The sequence below is a fragment of the Ruegeria sp. YKSE079 genome, from assembly GCF_059612845.1.
This window is the reverse complement of the sequence record NZ_JBXWRJ010000012.1, coordinates 17351-33546: the sequence shown is the minus strand read 5'-3', so window position 1 is coordinate 33546 and position 16196 is coordinate 17351. Positions and strand designations below refer to the sequence as shown.

Genomic DNA, 16196 nt, shown 5'->3' with positions numbered 1-16196 from the left:
GAGTGGTGCCGCAATGCATCAATGGTGACTCAAATTCGACGTGTGTTCATAATTTTGCACTACATTTTGTGGTTGTGTAAAATTCGGCCCCAAATGAACAAAGGCCGCGCAGGGCGGCCTTTGTGGTTAACGTAGGGTCAGTCTTACACCCAGGGACGGGATTGGGCCGCTTCTGATTCGAATTTTGCGATATGTTCCGCCTTTTTCATCGTCAGCCCGATGTCATCCAGCCCGTTCAGAAGGCAGTGTTTCCGGTGCGGATCGATGTCAAACTTGATGACCGCGCCGTCAGACGTGGTGATTTCCTGAGTTTCCAGATCGATCGTCATTCGCGCGTTCTCGCCCTTGTGCGCGTCCTGCATCAGAACCTCATGCTGATCGGGGGTGACCACGATCGGCAGGATACCGTTCTTGAAGCAGTTGTTGAAAAAGATGTCGGCGAAGCTGGTCGAAATGACCGACTTGATGCCGAAATCCTTGATCGCCCACGGCGCGTGTTCGCGCGATGATCCGCAGCCGAAGTTGTCGCCCGCGACCAGAATTTCAGCCTCGCGATAGGCAGGTTTGTTCAGCACGAAATCGGGCTTTTCGCTGCCGTCATCGTTATAGCGCATCTCGTCGAAGAGGACGACGCCAAGGCCCGACCGTTTGATGGTTTTCAGGTGAACCTTGGGAATGATCATATCGGTGTCGATATTGATCAAAGGCATTGGGGCGGCCACCCCGTGGACTTTTTCGAACTTTTCCATTTTTTCACTCCTGCGGGAGAGGGCCAGCCCCGTTCCCCGCGCTATCCTTGTTTGATTTGGTTTCCGGCGCCCTTGAAGAACAGCGCCATGAAGATCAGGCCGAACCCGTTGAACAGCATCTCGATGCCCAGAAGGATGCCGAGCAGTTTCAGCAGCCAGGTGGGATCTTCCGCCGCGTAGTTCCAGATGATGGCGGCGAGAACCATCGACAGAACGCCCGAGATCAGTGTGGGCCAGAAAAACTGTGTTCCGCGCATCTGGAACGACAGGATGATGCGGGCGATACCGCCGGCCATGAACAGGATCAGAACCAGCATGGCCAGCGAAATGACGCCCTGCAGCGGATGAGACAGGAATGACCAGCCCAGAAACAGCATGATCGCGCCCATGATGATGGACAGGATCTTGGCACCGGTGCCTTCGACGGTGAAGCCGCCGATGACCTGAAGCCCGCCGCCGATGAGCAGCAGGATTCCGGTGAGCGTCGCGATGGCCACGGATGCGACGACAGGCGCGCCCAGGACGATGACCCCGAACACGATGAACAGTATTCCCAAAAGGAACAGTTTCAGCCAGTCACTCATTTCAGTCTCTCCCTCAAAAACTCAATTATGAGGGTAGCTTACATCAACTCGCGCACGTCTGTCAGCCGTCCTGTGATTGCCGCTGCGGCAGCCATTGCCGGGCTCAGCAGGTGGGTGCGCCCGCCGCGGCCCTGACGGCCCTCGAAGTTGCGGTTCGAGGTGGCGGCGCAGCGTTCGCCGGGGCTGAGCTGATCGGGGTTCATGGCAAGGCACATCGAGCACCCGGCCAGACGCCACTCGAACCCGGCTTCCTTGAAGATATCCGCCAGACCTTCTTCCTCGGCCTGGGCGCGGACAAGGCCCGAGCCGGGCACGACCATGGCACGCATACCGTCCTTGATCTTCTTGCCCTTGAGGATCGCGGCCGCGGCGCGCAGGTCTTCGATGCGGCCGTTGGTGCAGGAGCCGATGAAGACGGTGTCGATTTCGATATCGCTCAGCTTCTGGCCAGCGGTCAGCCCCATGTATTCGATCGAACGGCGGGCCGCGTCGATCTTGCCGCCGGTGAAATCCTCGGGGTTTGGCACGGTTGCGGTGATCGGCAGCACGTCTTCGGGCGAGGTGCCCCAGGTCACGACGGGTGCGATGTCCTCGCCCTTGAGGGTGATGACCTTGTCGAAATGCGCGTCGTCGTCGGAGTAGAGCGTTTTCCACCAGTTCAGCGCGGCTTCCCACTGCGCGCCCTTGGGGGCGTGGGGGCGGCCCTTGACGTATTCAAAGGTGGTCTCGTCCGGCGCGATCAGGCCAGCGCGGGCACCGCCTTCGATCGCCATGTTGCAGACGGTCATGCGACCTTCCATCGACAGATCGCGGATTGCTTCGCCGCAATATTCGATGACAAAGCCGGTACCCCCGGCGGTGCCGGTCTCACCGATCACGGCCAGAGTGATATCCTTGGCGGTCACGCCCGGCTGCAACTTGCCGGTGATTTCCACCTTCATGTTCTTGGACTTCTTCTGGATCAGAGTCTGGGTGGCCAGAACGTGTTCGACCTCGGACGTGCCGATGCCATGGGCCAGCGCGCCGAATGCACCGTGGGTCGCTGTGTGGCTGTCGCCGCAAACCACGGTCATGCCGGGCAGGGTCCAGCCCTGCTCGGGGCCGACGATGTGCACGATGCCCTGACGGACGTCATTCACCGGGTAATAGTGAATGCCGAAATCCTTGGCGTTCTTGTCCAGCGCTTCGACCTGGATGCGCGATTCCGGGTTTTCGATCCCGTTCACGCGGTCCGGCGTGGTGGGCACGTTGTGGTCCGGTACGGCGATGGTTTTATCCGGTGCGTGCACCTTGCGGCCCGCCATGCGCAGCCCTTCGAAGGCCTGCGGGCTGGTGACCTCGTGCACGAGGTGGCGGTCGATATAGAGAAGGCAGGTGCCATCGTCGGCTTCGTGTGCGACGTGGGCATCCCAGATCTTGTCATAGAGTGTCTTGGGGGACATCGGTCCTCTCCCGTTTTTTGAGAATAGCTGGCAAATGGTGGCTGGACGCCGATTATAGGCGCGCCAGAACCGTGCGGGCAGCCCCGAAAAACCGTTCACGCAACCGCGCGCGGTCCTGAAGATACGGGTTCGGAGCCGGGTAGTGTCTCATGTGCACCAGATATAACGGGGCACAGTGGCAATCAAGGTTGATCTTGGCATCACGACGGGCCTTGCGCTTGGCCGCCCGGCCCGGCCATGCTGAGGGCAGGAGGTACGCGAATGGACCCAGACCTGTTGCCGACCACGTTCACGGACGTGATCAACGCGTTCACGACGCAAGGCGCGAAACTTGTCGATCTGTTCCTGACCCCCGGTTGGCGGCAATACCAGATGCTGATTCTGCTGGTTCTGCTGGCGATCGCCTATTGCCTGAAGGTACTGACAAAAAACCGCTGGGATGCGTGGGCACGCACCCGCGAGGGTTGGCCGAAATGGCGGCTGCGCGTGCTGGTGCAGATCATGCGCCGTCTGACGTTGGCCTATTTCGCGTTGTTGTCCTGGGCGGTCTATCTGGTGATGCAGCAGGCGACGTGGCCATCGCGGAGTTACATCATCGGGGTTTTCGCGACCCTTGCGACGGCGTGGCTGATCATCGGTTTTCTGGCGCGGCTGGTTCGGAACCGAACACTGAGGCAGATCTTCAAGTGGTCCATGTGGGTTTATGCGACACTGGTCGCACTGAATCTGACTGATGATGTGGCCGGGTTCCTGGATGGCGTCGCCATTTCTATCGGCGATCTGCACATTTCCATATTGGGTATTCTAAAGGCAACGCTGCTGATCGGTGTCCTTTTGGTGCTGACGCGACTGGTTACTCAGGCAGCCGCGCGCGGGCTTGAGCAGAATGACGACCTTACACCGTCAATGCAGGTGCTTTTGACCAAGGCGATTCAAGTGGCGCTTTATGGGTTGGTCCTGATGGTTGCGATCAGGACTCTCGGGTTCGACCTGACCGGCATAGCCCTGCTATCGGGTGCTGTGGGTGTCGGCATCGGGTTTGGGTTGCAGAAAGTGGTGTCGAACCTGATCTCGGGCATCATCATCCTGATGGATCGCTCGATCAAGCCAGGCGATGTCATCTCGTTGGGCGACACCTTTGGCTGGATCAATGCGTTGGGCGCGCGATATGTGTCGGTGGTGACGCGGGATGGCCGCGAGTATCTGATACCGAACGAGGATCTGATCACAAACCAGGTGGTGAACTGGTCGCATTCGGATCGGTTCGTGCGGTTGGACCTGAATTTTGGCACCGCCTATGATGACGATCCGCATCAGGTGCGCGCGGTGGCAATCAAGGCGGTCAAATCCGTTCGTCGGGTGCTGTCCGGGCCGGGGCATGAGCCGGTCTGTCACATAACCGGGTTCGGTGACAGCAGTGTCGATTACATCCTGCGGTTCTGGATCAGCGATCCGACGGCCGGCCTGACCAACATACGGGGCAACGTGTTTCTGGCGCTTTGGGACGCGTTCAAGGCCGAAGGCATCTCGATTCCGTTCCCGCAGCGAGAGGTTCGCCTGCTCAACGATGACGCCGGAAAAGAGACGGTTTCGCAACAACTTGCTGAAGAGTGAGCGCCCGTGACGCCGGGTTTCATTGAAATGACAAAATTTGGTTGCTAAATTCAACTTACCCCCGCGCCGGGGGGTTGGCCGGTGCTTTTCAAAGGAGGACTATGTCCTGTCTCTCAGTACACAGGCGGGTTTGCCCGCCGATAACGGGGCCGCAATGATGGCCCACTCTCAGCTTACCAGCGAAAAGCTGCTTGAGCGCATCCTTTCCTCACTATCCGATGACAAGGCCGAAGACGTTGTGCAGATCGATCTGCGCGGCAGGTCGTCGGTAGCGGATTACATGGTGATCGCGTCCGGACGTTCGACACGTCAGGTCTCGGCCATGGCGGAAAAGCTGATGGACCGCATCAAGCAGGAGTTCGGATTCACCTGCAAGGTCGAAGGCAAGGATGCCGGCGACTGGGCGCTGATCGATACGGGCGACGTGGTCGTTCATATCTTCCGCCCCGAAGTGCGGGAATTCTATCAGCTGGAAAAGATGTGGCTGCCGCAGGGTAGCAGCGCCTCGGCGAACTGAGGCGCTATCCCGGCCTGCGATTTCGGGCCGGAAGCGAGAGTTGAATGCGTGTTAGCATCTGCGCGGTCGGCCGATTGCGGGCCGGACCGGAGAAATCCCTGATTGACGATTATCTGACCCGGTTCGACCGGACGGGGCGGGCGCTGGGCCTGGGCCCGGCATGTGTGATCGAGGTCGAGGACAAGAAGAACGCGGGCATGGGCGCCGAGGCGGTCTTGCTGCGCAAGGCGCTGCCCAAGGGCGCGGTGATCTGCACATTGGACGAGCGCGGCAGGACGCTTTCATCGCCCGATTTCGCGGACAAGTTGGCCGGGTGGCGTGATGCCGGGCGGCAGGATCTGGCGCTGATCATCGGCGGGGCCGACGGAATCGACGCGGACTTGCGGGCCGAGGCGGATTTCTCGATATCCTTTGGCGCGATGGTCTGGCCGCACATGCTGGTGCGGGTGATGCTGGCCGAACAGCTGTACCGGGCGGCCACGATACTGGCCGGAAGCCCCTATCACCGGGTATGACGGGGTCATGGCACAGCTTTTGATCGTCTACCATTCACGCACGGGCGGCAGCCGGCAGATGGCCGAGGCCGCCGGGGCGGGTGCGCGCGGCGAGGCGCAGGTGGTGCTGAAACCCGCCGATCAGGCGGGGCCGGATGATTTGCTGGCGGCAGACGGTTATGTCTTTTGTTGCCCCGAAAACCTGGCGGCGATATCGGGCGTGATGAAGGATTTCTTTGACCGCTGCTATTACCCGGTTCTGGGCCGGATCGAGGGGCGACCCTATGCGCAGATGGTCTGCGCCGGGTCAGATGGCGAAAATGCGGTGCGCCAGGTCGCCCGGATCGCGCAGGGCTGGCGTCTGAAGGAGGTTCAGCCCGCCATGATCGTGTGTACTCACGCGCAGACCCCCGAACAGATACTGGCGGAAAAGGTCATTCCCGAAGCCGAACTGGAACAGTGCCGCGAGCTTGGCATGGCGCTGGGCGCGGGGCTGAGCATGGGGGCGTTCTGACGTTCAGTCGAGGCTCAGGGTATAGGTCTGGCCGCTCCACCCGTCGACGAGGCAACGGGACTGGATCCGAACCTCGGTGACACCCGCAGGGATCGAAACACCGCTGAGCGAGCGGGTGAAGGGCTGTTCGTGTTCATGCGGATGCAGCAGCACGCGCAGGCCCAGTTCGTTTCCGTCGGGGTCAAGCACCCGCCAGCCGTCGGCATAATGATCCCATCCGGTATCGGGGTGGGAAAGTGTCACGTCGATTCGCCATGTGTCGCCCGAGCGGTGGGCGGTGGCGTTTTCGATGACGGGTTCATCGGCAAGGGCCGGTTGCCCCAGTAATGCGATCAGGATCAGGTATCTCATGCGGCAACCATAGGCGTGTCCGGCTGACATGGGGTTCACGACTGCGTGTGAGGTGGGCGGGTCAGCAGGATTGTGCGGGAATGCGAGGCGAATTCTCGGCGATAGAGCACCGCCAGCGTCGCCAACGTGGCAAGGATCAGCGCCAGCGGCCCCAGCAGCCAGGCGACCGTGGCCAGCGCGAAATAGGTCGTTCGCAGGGCCCGGTTGAAACTGCGGGCAGCGGTGACGCAGATCTCGGCGGCCTGCCCGGCGCGGGGATAGGCCTCGGGATGGTCCGGGTCGTTCGGGACCGCCGCCATCAGGACGGCGCAATAACCGAACAGACGATGCGCCCAGACATATTTCAGAAACGCGCTGGACAGAAACAAGAGCGTTATCAGGATCTTGATCTCCCACACCATGTCGGGTGCGGTTCCAATCGCGAGATCCTGCGCGACGCCCGCCAGCCGGTCGGTGTTGCCGATCAGCGCCAGCCCGCCGCCGATGGCGATCATCGAGGTCGAGGCGAAGAAGGTGCTGCCCTGCCGCATGCTGGCGACCAGTTGCGCGTCGAACATCCGGGGCTGGCGGGTGACCATCTCTTTCATCCAGCCGCGGCGAAAGTCGTCCATCATGCGGGCCACAGACGGTTTGCCGGGTGCGGGATTCTCGATCCGCCAGCCGATCCAGACCCATGCCCCCAACAACAGCGCGATGGCGGCATAATCCAGCGGTGAAAACAGCAGGGCGCGGTCGATCCATGTCATGGCTGCGACAGTAAGGCTTACCGGTTGAACTTGCCAGATCGGTAAATTGGTAATATTAATTTACCAAACGGAGGAGATTGCCATGGAAATGCCGAAACCCGATACTGCGGTGCTGGCGCGCAAGGATCGGCTGCGAGAGCGGTTGGCCCAGGTACTGCCGGAGGATGCGGTGATCCATGACGAGGCCGAAACCCGCGTTTATGAATGCGATGCGCTGACCGCGTACAAATGCCCTCCGATGCTGGCGGTTCTGCCCGCCTCGACACAGGAGGTCTCGGACGTCTTGCGCATATGCCACGAGGAGGGGGTGCCGGTGGTGCCGCGCGGCTCGGGCACGTCGCTGGCGGGTGGCGCCTTGCCGACGGCGGATTGCGTGATTCTGGGCGTTGCCCGGATGAACGAGGTGCTGGAGGTCGACTATGACAACCGTTTCATCCGGGTTCAGTCGGGCCGCACCAACCTGAGCGTGACCGGGGCGGTGGAAGAAGAGGATTTCTTTTATGCCCCTGACCCGTCCTCGCAACTGGCCTGCGCCATTGCGGGCAATATCGCGATGAACTCGGGCGGCGCGCATTGTCTGAAATACGGCGTGACCACCAACAATCTGCTCGGCGTCACGATGGTGCTGATGGATGGCTCGGTCGTCGAGATCGGCGGCGCGCATCTGGATGCGGGCGGGCTGGATCTTTTGGGGGTCATCTGCGGCTCGGAAGGGCAGTTGGGCGTGGTGACCGAGGCAACCCTGCGCATCCTGCGCAAGCCCGAGGGCGCGCGGCCGGTTCTGATGGGCTTTGACGACAACGCGGTGGCGGGGCAATGCGTGTCGGACATCATCAAATCGGGCATCCTGCCGGTGGCGATAGAATTCATGGACAAGCTTTGCATTCAGGCCTGCGAGAATTTTGCCCATGCGGGTTATCCGGACTGCGAGGCGCTGCTGATCGTCGAGGTCGAAGGATCGGAGGCCGAAATCGACAGCCAGTTGGCCAGGATCATCGAGATTGCCCGCCGTCACAACCCGGTGGAACTGCGCGAAAGCCAGTCGGCGGAGGAAAGCGCCAAGATCTGGCTGGGGCGGAAATCGGCCTTTGGCGCGATGGGACAGATCAACGATTACATGTGTCTGGATGGCACCATCCCGGTTTCGGCGCTGCCCATGGTGCTGCGCCGGATCGGCGAGATGAGCGAAGATTATGGCCTGCCGGTGGGCAACGTGTTCCATGCGGGCGACGGCAACATGCACCCGCTGATCCTGTTCGATGCCAACAAGCCTGGTGATCTGGAGAAATGCGAGGCGTTCGGGGCCGAGATCCTGAAGCTGTGCGTCGAGGCGGGCGGGTGTCTGACCGGAGAGCATGGGGTGGGGATCGAGAAACGCGATCTGATGGTGCATCAGTACGGGCGTGAGGATCTGGAGGCGCAGATGGCAGTCAAGGACGTGTTCGATCCGGCCTGGCTGTTGAATCCGGCCAAGGTGTTCCCGCTGGACAGTTCGGCAGCGCGGCGGATGGCGGCGGAATGATGGGGCTTTGCCTCCAAACCCCCAGAGTATTTTCGAAAAGATGAATGTCATGAGACCAGAGACAGAGACCGAACTGGCCGGAATGGTGGCCGGGCTGAGTGCGCCGGTGCGGATCGTTGGCGGCGGCACCCGTGGGGTTGGCGGGCCGGGCGCGGAATTGAGCGTGGCGGGGTTGCGCGGGATCACGCTTTATGAGCCGGGGGCGCTGACGCTGGTGGCGCGGGCCGGGACACCGGTGGCCGAGATCGAGGCGGCGCTGGCGACAGAAGGGCAGCGCCTGGCCTTTGAACCGATGGATTATCGCGGGCTGCTGGCAACATCCGGCGAGCCGACTATCGGCGGGGTCGTGGCCGCCAATGTCTCGGGGCCGCGCAGGGTGCAGGCCGGGGCGTGCCGGGATTTCCTGTTGGGGGTGCGCTATGTCGACGGGCGCGGGCAGGTGATCAAGAACGGCGGCCGGGTGATGAAGAATGTAACGGGATACGATCTGGTCAAGCTCATGGCCGGGTCCTGGGGGACATTGGGCGTTTTGAGCGAGGTGTCGCTGAAGGTTCTGCCCAAGGCCGAAATGGCCGAGACGCTGGCCGTGTCCGTGCCGGATACCCAATCGGGTGTTCAGGTGATGTCGGCCGCGCTGGGCTCGCCCTATGAGGTGAGCGGGGCCGCCTATGATCCGGTCGCGGGGAGGGCGCTGCTGCGGGTGGAGGGGTTTGCGGAGTCGGTTTCCTATCGACTTGGGCGGCTGGCCGAATTGCTGGGGGGCGAAGCCGGGCCATTGGCGGATAGCGAAAATACCTGGTGCGGCATTCGGGATGTGGAGGCCTTTCACAAGCGACAGGGGGACGTCTGGCGGATCTCGGTCAAGCCGACAGAGGCGTCCGAGATTGCCGCGCGGGCCGGGGCGGAGGGGCTGCTGTTCGACTGGGGCGGCGGGCTGATCTGGGCGCTGGTGGCCGAAGGCACCGATCTGCGGGCGCGGCTGGGCGCGATTGCGGGGCACGCGACGCTGGTGCGCGCCTCGGCAGAGACGACTGGGCGGTTGGGGCGGTTTCAGCCGGAACCGGCGGGCGTCGCGGCATTGAGCCGTGGGCTGCGGCAGCGGTTCGACCCGAAGGGGCTCTTCAATCCGGGACTGATGGGATAGGCGATGCAGACGACATTCACGACGGAGCAACTGCGCGACCCGGCCATCCGGCGGTCGAACGAGATATTGCGCAATTGCGTTCATTGCGGGTTCTGCACCGCGACCTGCCCGACCTACCAGGTGCTGGGGGACGAGTTGGACAGCCCGAGGGGCCGGATTTACCTGATCAAGGACATGCTGGAAAACGAGCGTGTGCCGGATGAAAGGACGGTCAGGCACATCGACCGGTGCCTGTCCTGTCTGGCCTGCATGACCACCTGCCCGTCGGGGGTGCATTACATGCATCTGGTGGATCATGCGCGCGAATACATCGAAGCGCATTACCGGAGGCCCTGGCGGGACAGGGCGCTGCGCTGGGTGCTGGCACAAATCCTGCCTTATCCGACACGGTTCCGGCTGGCGCTGCTGGGGGCGAAGATCGGCAAGCCGTTTCGGTTCCTGATGCCGGACGCGCGGCTGAGGGCGATGCTGGAGATGGCGCCCAAGGCGATCCCGCCGGTCAGCCGCAATGACGATCCGCAAAGCTTTGCGCCCCAAGGCGCGCGCCGGATGCGGGTGGCGCTGATGACGGGTTGTGCGCAAAAGGCGCTGAACACCGACATCAACGACGCCACCATCCGCCTGCTGACCCGGCTGGGCTGCGAGGTCGTGGTGGCCGAGGGGGCGGGGTGTTGCGGCGCGCTGACCCATCACATGGGAAAGACGCGCGACAGTCACCACACGGCAGCAGCAAACATCAAAGCCTGGGCGCGCGAAATGGACGGCGACGGGTTGGACGCCATCGTGATCAACACCTCGGGGTGCGGCACGACCGTCAAGGATTACGGGCATATGTTCCGCAACGACCCGCTGGCCGGGGATGCCGCGCGGGTGTCAGGGATCGCGATGGATGTCAGTGAATTGCTGATGCGGCTGGAGGTGCCGGAGGGCGAGGAGAAAGGGCTGACAGTTGCCTATCATGCGGCTTGTTCGCTACAGCATGGGCAGAAGGTCAAGACCTTTCCCAAGGACCTGCTGAAGAAGGCGGGGTTTAGGGTGGTTGAACCGGCAGACAGTCACCTGTGCTGTGGCTCGGCGGGAACCTATAACCTGATGCAGCCCGAGATTTCCGGCAAACTGAAGGCACGCAAGGTGCAAACGCTGGAGGCGAAGCGGCCCGACGTCATCGCTGCGGGCAACATAGGCTGCATGATCCAGATCGGGTCGGGTACCGGTGTTCCGGTGGTGCACACGGTCGAGTTGCTGGATTGGGCCACAGGCGGGCCGAAACCGCGCGCAATGTCGGAAATGGCCGGGGTGCCGAACCTTCGCTGAGCAGGATCGGTCACTGATGCAGCGCGGCATCAGTTGCGGGCCTTGATGGGCGCGCCCTATTTTTGCCGCAGCTCTTCGGTATCACTCTGGCCTTGTGGCAAGGCCGGAGGAACAGGTGAGGAACTGGGTCAAAGCTTTCATCGTGGCGCTGTTGCCGGTGGCAGCGGTGGCACAGGATTCGGCGTTGGAAAGCCTTGAAACCTCGGATGCGGGGCGCGAATGGTTGGGGGTCGGGCGTCTGGATATCGGGGGCACGGGGTTTTGCACCGGCTCGCTGATCGGCCCGAATCTGGTGCTGACGGCGGCGCATTGCCTGTACGACAAGGAAACCAAAGAGCGAGTTGATCCGGCGCGGATCGAGTTCCTGGCGGGCTGGCGGCGGGGTCAGGCCTCGGCCTATCGGTCGGTTCGGCAGGCGGTGGTGCATCCGGCCTATCGCTTTGATGGTGAGGCCTCGACCGCACGGGTGCGCCATGACGTGGCGTTGATCGAACTGTCGCAACCTATCCGGAACACCACGGTTTTGCCCTTTGACACCGGCCGCAGGCCCAAGCGCGGCGAGGGCGTCGGCATTGTTTCATACGCCAAGGACCGGGCCGAGGCGCCATCGCTGCAGGAGGTCTGTTCCGTCATGGCGCGGCAGCGCGGCGTGCTGGTGATGTCGTGCGACGTCGATTACGGCTCGTCCGGGGCGCCGGTCTTTTCGTTTGATGGCGAACGTCCTCGCATCGTGTCGGTGGTCTCGGCCAAGGCCGAACTGGATGGCCAGCGGGTGGCGCTGGGCACCGCGCTGGAGGAATCGCTGGAATTGCTGCAAGCCGAGTTGTCGGCGGGACGCGGGTTCGCAAAAACCCCGGTCAACGGTGCCAGCCGGATCAGTGTCGGAAGCGTGCGCAACCAGAACGGGGCCAAGTTCCTGAAACCATGACCCGTCTGATTTCTGTCCTGATTGCGATTTGCGTCCTGTCCACGCAAGGCCTTGCCCAGAACAGCGGCCAGCGCCGCTTGTCGGATCGCGAGGATCTGCTGGGCTGGGAGGCCGTCGGGCGGCTGGATCTGGGGGATACGGGGTTTTGCACCGGAACGCTGATTGCGCGGGATCTGGTGCTGACCGCAGCCCATTGCGCGTTTGACGCAAGAACCGGAAAACCGTTTGAGTCCGGGGCCGTGACCTTTCGCGCCGGGCTGCATGACGGCAAGTCGGTGGCCGACCGCAAAGTGGTGCAGATCGCCGTGCCGCCTGATTTCACGGCCCGGGCCGGGGTGTCGGCAGAACGGGTCAAGCGGGATGTGGCGCTGATGCGGCTGGACGCGCCAATCGGGTTTGGCGAGGCGAATGCCTTCGCGCTGCATCAGGGCGATATCTCTGGCTCTGAGGTCAGTGTGGCCTCTTATGGCCGGGGGCGGTCCGAGGCGATTACGCGGCAGCGGTCCTGCAATATTCTGCGGCGGGGCGAAGGGCTGATCGCCTTTGACTGCAACATCACTTTTGGGTCTTCCGGGTCTGCCATATTGGCCAGATCCGGGCCGCGATGGCAGATTCTGTCGGTGGTGTCGGCGGGCGGGTCGATTGGCGGGCGCACCGTGGGGTTCGGCATGGAACTGCCCCGTATCGTGTCCGAGTTGAAAGCGATCCTGCGCCGGGACGCGCCGCGGCCACAGCCCACGATCAAGCGGCTTGGCGTGGGGGCGGAAAAATCCCTGGGCGGGGCCAAGTTCATTGGCTCAAGCGGGTCTTGAACTCGATCATCTGACTTCCCATTTCCTGAGTATCGGATCGCCGCTTTCGGGGTCCGGTATATCGTAACCGCCCGTCCGGACGGAGGGCACAACTCGGAAATCGCTCCAGAGATGAGGATGACGAATATGCGTACGTTTGATTTTGCACCCCTGCACCGCGCCACCATCGGTTTTGACCAGATCGCCGACATGATGGATCGCGTTATGAGCAGCGACGTGGCTCAGCCGAGCTATCCCCCTTACAACATTGAAAAACTGCAGCAGACGCTTACCGGATTTCGGTGGCGGTCGCCGGTTTCGCCGAGAATGACCTGTCGGTCGAGATGAAAGAGAATTCACTGGTCGTTGCCGGTCGCAAGGCCGACGAGGACAACGAGCGCACCTATCTGCATCGCGGTATCGCCACCCGCGCGTTCGAGCGCCGGTTTGCACTGGCCGATCATGTACGTGTGACCGGGGCCAGCCTGGAAAACGGCATGCTGCATATCGAACTGAAGCGCGAGGTGCCCGAGGCGCTGAAACCGCGCCGGATCGAGATCGCGTCGGCCAAGGCCATCGAGAAGGACGTTGTGGACGCCAAGGCCGTGAACTGAGGGTCCATCGAACCCAAGGCGTAGAGATCGATCCCTTCCTCGATTGACGCCTCATGCGCCCCGCGCCCGGAAAGCGTGGGGCGCTTTGCGTTTGCGGGCGGGTCAGGGCAGGGGATCGGTCCGATAAAGGCGGATCTTTGTACCACCGTGATCGACAATTGGCCCCGGCGCCAGCAGTGGCAGCCGGGTCGACCGTGCCAACCCCTGATTGCTGGTCACAATGCCCACGCGCCAGCCCTTGAAGCGGTCCATCAAGACTTTGCCCAGCGCGCCATAGAGCGAGCGCAGGCGCTTTTCGTCCCCGATCCGTCCGCCATAGGGCGGGTTGACGATGACCAGGCCGGTGGGGCCTTCGGGCGGCTTCAGATCGCTGATGGTGCGGTTGTGAAACCGGGTGATCCGGGCCACCCCGGCGCGGTCGGCATTGGCGCGGCTGGCCTCGATCGCGCCTGCGTTGCGGTCCGATCCGTGGAACAGTTGATCGGTTTGCCGCGCTTGGCCGGCGGCGTGCATTTTGGCCCACGCCTGAGGCTGAAACGAGGCAAGCTGTTCGAAGGCAAAGTTGCGGGAGCGTCCGGGATCAAGCCCCAGCGCGATTTCCGCTGCTTCGGTGACGAAGGTGCCCGAGCCGCACATCGGGTCGAGCACCGGTTCGGTGCCGTCGAAGCCGCATTCCCGCAGGAACATCGCCGCCATGGTCTCGCGCATGGGGGCCTTGGCCACGGCCTCTTTGTGGCCGCGCTTGTGCAGCGGCTCTCCGGAGGTGTCCAGCGAGAAGGTGCACAGGTCTTTTTCGATGCGCAGCATGACCCGGACCCCGGCTTCGGGATCGATCGGCACGCCCAATGATTCGGAAATTGCCGTTTCCACCCGCTGGCGCGCGGCGCCGGCGTGGTAGATGCGCGACTTGCGGCTTGTCGCCTCGACCCGGACCGGCATGTCGGGGCGCAGAACGTCGGCCCAGGGAAACTTGCGGGCGCGTTTGTCGAGTTGCGCCAGATGGACGGCGGGAAAGGCGCCGATACGCGCCAGCACCTTGTTTGCACCGCGCAGTTGCAGATTGGCGCGCCAGATTTCAGACCAGTTGCCGCTGCAGACCACGCCGCCGGGCACTGCGCGTGGCTTGGCGAAGCCCTTTTCGGCGGCCTCGGCGCAGAGCGGCTGTTCCAGGCCGGGTGTGGCCACCAGAAAGATTTCCATGTCGTCATCTGTTGTCATGTCCGCTGCATATACCGGGCCGGATTGCCGTGCGAGGGTGATTTGCGTTGGGGCGCGACGAAAGCGCCCGATTGCGGCGCAATTCGCCAAAAAAACGGCGGCCGAACGATTTGTTGAGCGGTAACAGGTTTGCGTTCGAGAGCGTCCCCGCGTAAACGGACCCCCAAACCAACGCGATACCTGCGGATTCCCGCCCGTTTCTGGCGGATTTGACAGGCCTTTGGCCTGCGCTTCCCGGTATCAGCATTGCTGACATCGACCAGTAGGGACACACTGGCTTGGAACAAAGGCTTGGAAGAACGTAGCGACATGCAAACTTTCAAACTGAAAAAGGGGCTGGACCTGCCGGTCGAAGGCGCGCCCGAACAGAAGATCCACGAAGGCCCCGAAGTTTCGACGGTTGCGGTGGTGGGGGCCGATTACATCGGACTGAAGCCGCGCATGCTGATCGAAGAAGGGGACGAGGTGCAGCGCGGTACACCGCTGTTCTGTCACAAGGATGCCCCCGACGCGATGATGGTCGCCCCGATGAGCGGCAAGGTCGTCGCCGTCAACCGGGGTGCGCGGCGGGTGCTGCAAAGCGTGGTGATCGAAGTTGGCGACGCCAGTGACGCTGGCCTCGATTTCTCGGGTGTGGGTGATGCCGACACGGCCCAGGGCGTGACCGCCAGGCTGTGCGCCGGCGGCCTGTGGACGGCGTTCCGTACCCGTCCCTATTCCAGGATGCCACAGCCGGGTGCCGCGCCCGAGGCGGTTTTCGTCACCGCGATGGACAGCGAACCGCTGGCCGCCGACGCGGCCCTGATCATCGGCGAGGCGCAAGAGGCGTTTGCCGCCGGTCTTGCCGCCGTGTCGAAGCTGACCGAGGGCAAGACCTATCTGTGTCACAAAGACGGGGACCAGATCGCCGGCGCTGACCTGCCGGGGGTCGAGGCGGCCGCCTTTGCCGGGCCGCACCCGTCGGGGCTGGCCGGCACGCATATCCATTTTCTGAAACCGCTCAGGGCCGAGTCGCAGGTCTGGACCATCGGCTATCAGGACGTGATCGCCATTGGCCGGCTGATGTTGACCGGGCATCTGGATCCGAGCATCGTGGTGGCCCTGTCGGGCCCCGCCGCGCGGCAGCCGCGTCTGATCCGTACCGTCATGGGTGCCTCGACCGAGGAACTGACACGGGGAGAGGTTGCCGTGGATGGCCCGGTACGGGTCATTTCGGGGTCGATCCTGTCGGGGCGTCATGCCGAGGGTGCGTTTGCCTATCTGGGCCGGTTTGCGCGGCAGGTGGCCCTGATCCGCGAGGATCGCGAACAGATCCCGATGGGCTGGATCCGTCCGATGCCGTCGAAATACGCGGTGCAGCCGGTGCTGGGGTCGGCCTTTGCCAAGAAGGTTTATGCCTTCACCAGCAACCTCAACGGCGGTCGCCGCGCGATGGTGCCCACGGGCACGTTCGAAGAACTGATGCCGCAGGACTACCTGCCGACACAGCTTTTACGCGCACTTCTGGTGATGGACACCGACACCGCGCAGGCGCTGGGCGCGCTGGAGCTGGACGAAGAGGATCTGGGCCTTGTGGGCTTTGCCTGTCCGGCCAAGTACGAATACGGGCTGGCGCTGCGCGACTGCCTCAGCAAGATTGAAAAGGAGGGCTGAG

At 62.8% G+C, this 16196-nt stretch carries 16 protein-coding genes and 1 pseudogene; 11 read left to right on the top strand and 6 right to left on the bottom strand.

Annotation, left to right across the window (positions count from 1 at the left end; genetic code table 11):
* Positions 1-143 precede the first annotated feature (143 nt).
* Genes leuD through leuC form a run of 3 tightly spaced genes read right to left on the bottom strand, consistent with a single transcriptional unit; the run spans position 144 to position 2775 of the window.
* Positions 144-749 carry a 3-isopropylmalate dehydratase small subunit gene (gene leuD, locus AC2FMY_RS12575; RefSeq protein WP_496746025.1) on the bottom strand — a complete coding sequence of 202 codons (606 nt, stop codon included), beginning with the start codon at positions 747-749 and terminating at the stop codon, positions 144-146.
* 41 nt (positions 750-790) lie between these two features.
* Positions 791-1333, bottom strand: a complete 543-nt coding sequence (locus AC2FMY_RS12570) for an HdeD family acid-resistance protein (protein WP_496746027.1) — start codon at positions 1331-1333, stop codon at positions 791-793.
* Positions 1334-1371: 38 nt separating this feature from the next.
* Positions 1372-2775, bottom strand: coding sequence for a 3-isopropylmalate dehydratase large subunit (gene leuC, locus AC2FMY_RS12565; protein WP_496807465.1), 1404 nt, complete (start codon positions 2773-2775; stop codon positions 1372-1374).
* A 261-nt stretch (positions 2776-3036) separates the two neighbouring features.
* Between leuC and AC2FMY_RS12560 the strand changes: the two genes are divergently transcribed.
* From AC2FMY_RS12560 to AC2FMY_RS12545, 4 genes are all read left to right on the top strand, one after another.
* On the top strand, positions 3037-4389 hold the full coding sequence (locus AC2FMY_RS12560; protein WP_480750629.1) for a mechanosensitive ion channel family protein: 1353 nt from the start codon (positions 3037-3039) through the stop codon (positions 4387-4389).
* A 154-nt stretch (positions 4390-4543) separates the two neighbouring features.
* Complete coding sequence (gene rsfS, locus AC2FMY_RS12555) at positions 4544-4906, top strand: ribosome silencing factor (RefSeq protein WP_496807464.1); 363 nt, start codon at positions 4544-4546, stop codon at positions 4904-4906.
* A 44-nt stretch (positions 4907-4950) separates the two neighbouring features.
* The gene (gene rlmH / locus AC2FMY_RS12550; protein ID WP_496746031.1) at positions 4951-5421 is read left to right on the top strand and encodes a 23S rRNA (pseudouridine(1915)-N(3))-methyltransferase RlmH; all 471 of its coding nucleotides are present in this window, start codon (positions 4951-4953) and stop codon (positions 5419-5421) included.
* Positions 5422-5428: 7 nt separating this feature from the next.
* Positions 5429-5914: a flavodoxin family protein gene (locus AC2FMY_RS12545; RefSeq protein WP_496746033.1), complete on the top strand. Its 486-nt coding sequence runs from the start codon at positions 5429-5431 to the stop codon at positions 5912-5914.
* A 3-nt stretch (positions 5915-5917) separates the two neighbouring features.
* Here AC2FMY_RS12545 and AC2FMY_RS12540 read toward each other — a convergent pair whose 3' ends face one another.
* Both AC2FMY_RS12540 and AC2FMY_RS12535 read right to left on the bottom strand, forming a co-directional pair.
* A complete protein-coding gene (locus tag AC2FMY_RS12540; protein ID WP_496807490.1) occupies positions 5918-6265 on the bottom strand; it encodes a hypothetical protein in 348 nt (115 codons plus the stop codon).
* A gap of 35 nt (positions 6266-6300) precedes the next feature.
* Complete coding sequence (locus tag AC2FMY_RS12535) at positions 6301-7011, bottom strand: DUF599 domain-containing protein (RefSeq protein WP_496807463.1); 711 nt, start codon at positions 7009-7011, stop codon at positions 6301-6303.
* An 82-nt stretch (positions 7012-7093) separates the two neighbouring features.
* On the opposite strand from AC2FMY_RS12535, the gene AC2FMY_RS12530 reads away from it, so the two are divergent.
* The 6 genes and pseudogenes from AC2FMY_RS12530 (at position 7094) to AC2FMY_RS12505 (ending at position 13324) form a co-directional block, all read left to right on the top strand.
* On the top strand, positions 7094-8533 hold the full coding sequence (locus AC2FMY_RS12530; RefSeq protein WP_496807462.1) for an FAD-linked oxidase C-terminal domain-containing protein: 1440 nt from the start codon (positions 7094-7096) through the stop codon (positions 8531-8533).
* Positions 8534-8582: 49 nt separating this feature from the next.
* Positions 8583-9677 (top strand): FAD-binding protein, encoded by a 1095-nt coding sequence (locus tag AC2FMY_RS12525; RefSeq protein WP_496807461.1) that lies wholly within the window; start codon positions 8583-8585, stop codon positions 9675-9677.
* Between the two features lie 3 nt (positions 9678-9680).
* The gene (gene glcF, locus AC2FMY_RS12520; protein ID WP_496807460.1) at positions 9681-10991 is read left to right on the top strand and encodes a glycolate oxidase subunit GlcF; all 1311 of its coding nucleotides are present in this window, start codon (positions 9681-9683) and stop codon (positions 10989-10991) included.
* Between the two features lie 115 nt (positions 10992-11106).
* The gene (locus AC2FMY_RS12515; RefSeq protein ID WP_480750620.1) at positions 11107-11919 is read left to right on the top strand and encodes a trypsin-like serine peptidase; all 813 of its coding nucleotides are present in this window, start codon (positions 11107-11109) and stop codon (positions 11917-11919) included.
* A complete protein-coding gene (locus AC2FMY_RS12510; RefSeq protein ID WP_480750619.1) occupies positions 11916-12731 on the top strand; it encodes a trypsin-like serine peptidase in 816 nt (271 codons plus the stop codon). Before AC2FMY_RS12515 ends, AC2FMY_RS12510 begins: the two co-directional genes overlap by 4 nt.
* A gap of 126 nt (positions 12732-12857) precedes the next feature.
* Positions 12858-13324: pseudogene (locus tag AC2FMY_RS12505) on the top strand (Hsp20 family protein).
* 102 nt (positions 13325-13426) lie between these two features.
* Here the strand turns inward: AC2FMY_RS12505 and AC2FMY_RS12500 are convergent.
* Positions 13427-14542, bottom strand: a complete 1116-nt coding sequence (locus AC2FMY_RS12500) for a THUMP domain-containing class I SAM-dependent RNA methyltransferase (protein WP_496807459.1) — start codon at positions 14540-14542, stop codon at positions 13427-13429.
* A gap of 309 nt (positions 14543-14851) precedes the next feature.
* Between AC2FMY_RS12500 and AC2FMY_RS12495 the strand changes: the two genes are divergently transcribed.
* The gene (locus AC2FMY_RS12495; RefSeq protein WP_496807458.1) at positions 14852-16195 is read left to right on the top strand and encodes a Na(+)-translocating NADH-quinone reductase subunit A; all 1344 of its coding nucleotides are present in this window, start codon (positions 14852-14854) and stop codon (positions 16193-16195) included.
* Position 16196 lies beyond the last annotated feature (1 nt).

What these genes read in the sequence shown, in the direction of transcription:
- AC2FMY_RS12540 (WP_496807490.1), bottom strand. Translation starts at nt 6,265, where the DNA reads ATGAGATACCTGATCCTGATCGCATTACTGGGGCAACCGGCCCTTGCC.
- rlmH (WP_496746031.1), top strand. Translation starts at nt 4,951, where the DNA reads ATGCGTGTTAGCATCTGCGCGGTCGGCCGATTGCGGGCCGGACCGGAG.
- AC2FMY_RS12530 (WP_496807462.1), top strand. Translation starts at nt 7,094, where the DNA reads ATGGAAATGCCGAAACCCGATACTGCGGTGCTGGCGCGCAAGGATCGG.
- AC2FMY_RS12525 (WP_496807461.1), top strand. Translation starts at nt 8,583, where the DNA reads ATGAGACCAGAGACAGAGACCGAACTGGCCGGAATGGTGGCCGGGCTG.
- AC2FMY_RS12545 (WP_496746033.1), top strand. Translation starts at nt 5,429, where the DNA reads ATGGCACAGCTTTTGATCGTCTACCATTCACGCACGGGCGGCAGCCGG.
- AC2FMY_RS12570 (WP_496746027.1), bottom strand. Translation starts at nt 1,333, where the DNA reads ATGAGTGACTGGCTGAAACTGTTCCTTTTGGGAATACTGTTCATCGTG.
- AC2FMY_RS12495 (WP_496807458.1), top strand. Translation starts at nt 14,852, where the DNA reads ATGCAAACTTTCAAACTGAAAAAGGGGCTGGACCTGCCGGTCGAAGGC.
- leuC (WP_496807465.1), bottom strand. Translation starts at nt 2,775, where the DNA reads ATGTCCCCCAAGACACTCTATGACAAGATCTGGGATGCCCACGTCGCA.
- AC2FMY_RS12500 (WP_496807459.1), bottom strand. Translation starts at nt 14,542, where the DNA reads ATGACAACAGATGACGACATGGAAATCTTTCTGGTGGCCACACCCGGC.
- glcF (WP_496807460.1), top strand. Translation starts at nt 9,681, where the DNA reads ATGCAGACGACATTCACGACGGAGCAACTGCGCGACCCGGCCATCCGG.
- leuD (WP_496746025.1), bottom strand. Translation starts at nt 749, where the DNA reads ATGGAAAAGTTCGAAAAAGTCCACGGGGTGGCCGCCCCAATGCCTTTG.
- AC2FMY_RS12510 (WP_480750619.1), top strand. Translation starts at nt 11,916, where the DNA reads ATGACCCGTCTGATTTCTGTCCTGATTGCGATTTGCGTCCTGTCCACG.
- AC2FMY_RS12535 (WP_496807463.1), bottom strand. Translation starts at nt 7,011, where the DNA reads ATGACATGGATCGACCGCGCCCTGCTGTTTTCACCGCTGGATTATGCC.
- AC2FMY_RS12560 (WP_480750629.1), top strand. Translation starts at nt 3,037, where the DNA reads ATGGACCCAGACCTGTTGCCGACCACGTTCACGGACGTGATCAACGCG.
- rsfS (WP_496807464.1), top strand. Translation starts at nt 4,544, where the DNA reads ATGATGGCCCACTCTCAGCTTACCAGCGAAAAGCTGCTTGAGCGCATC.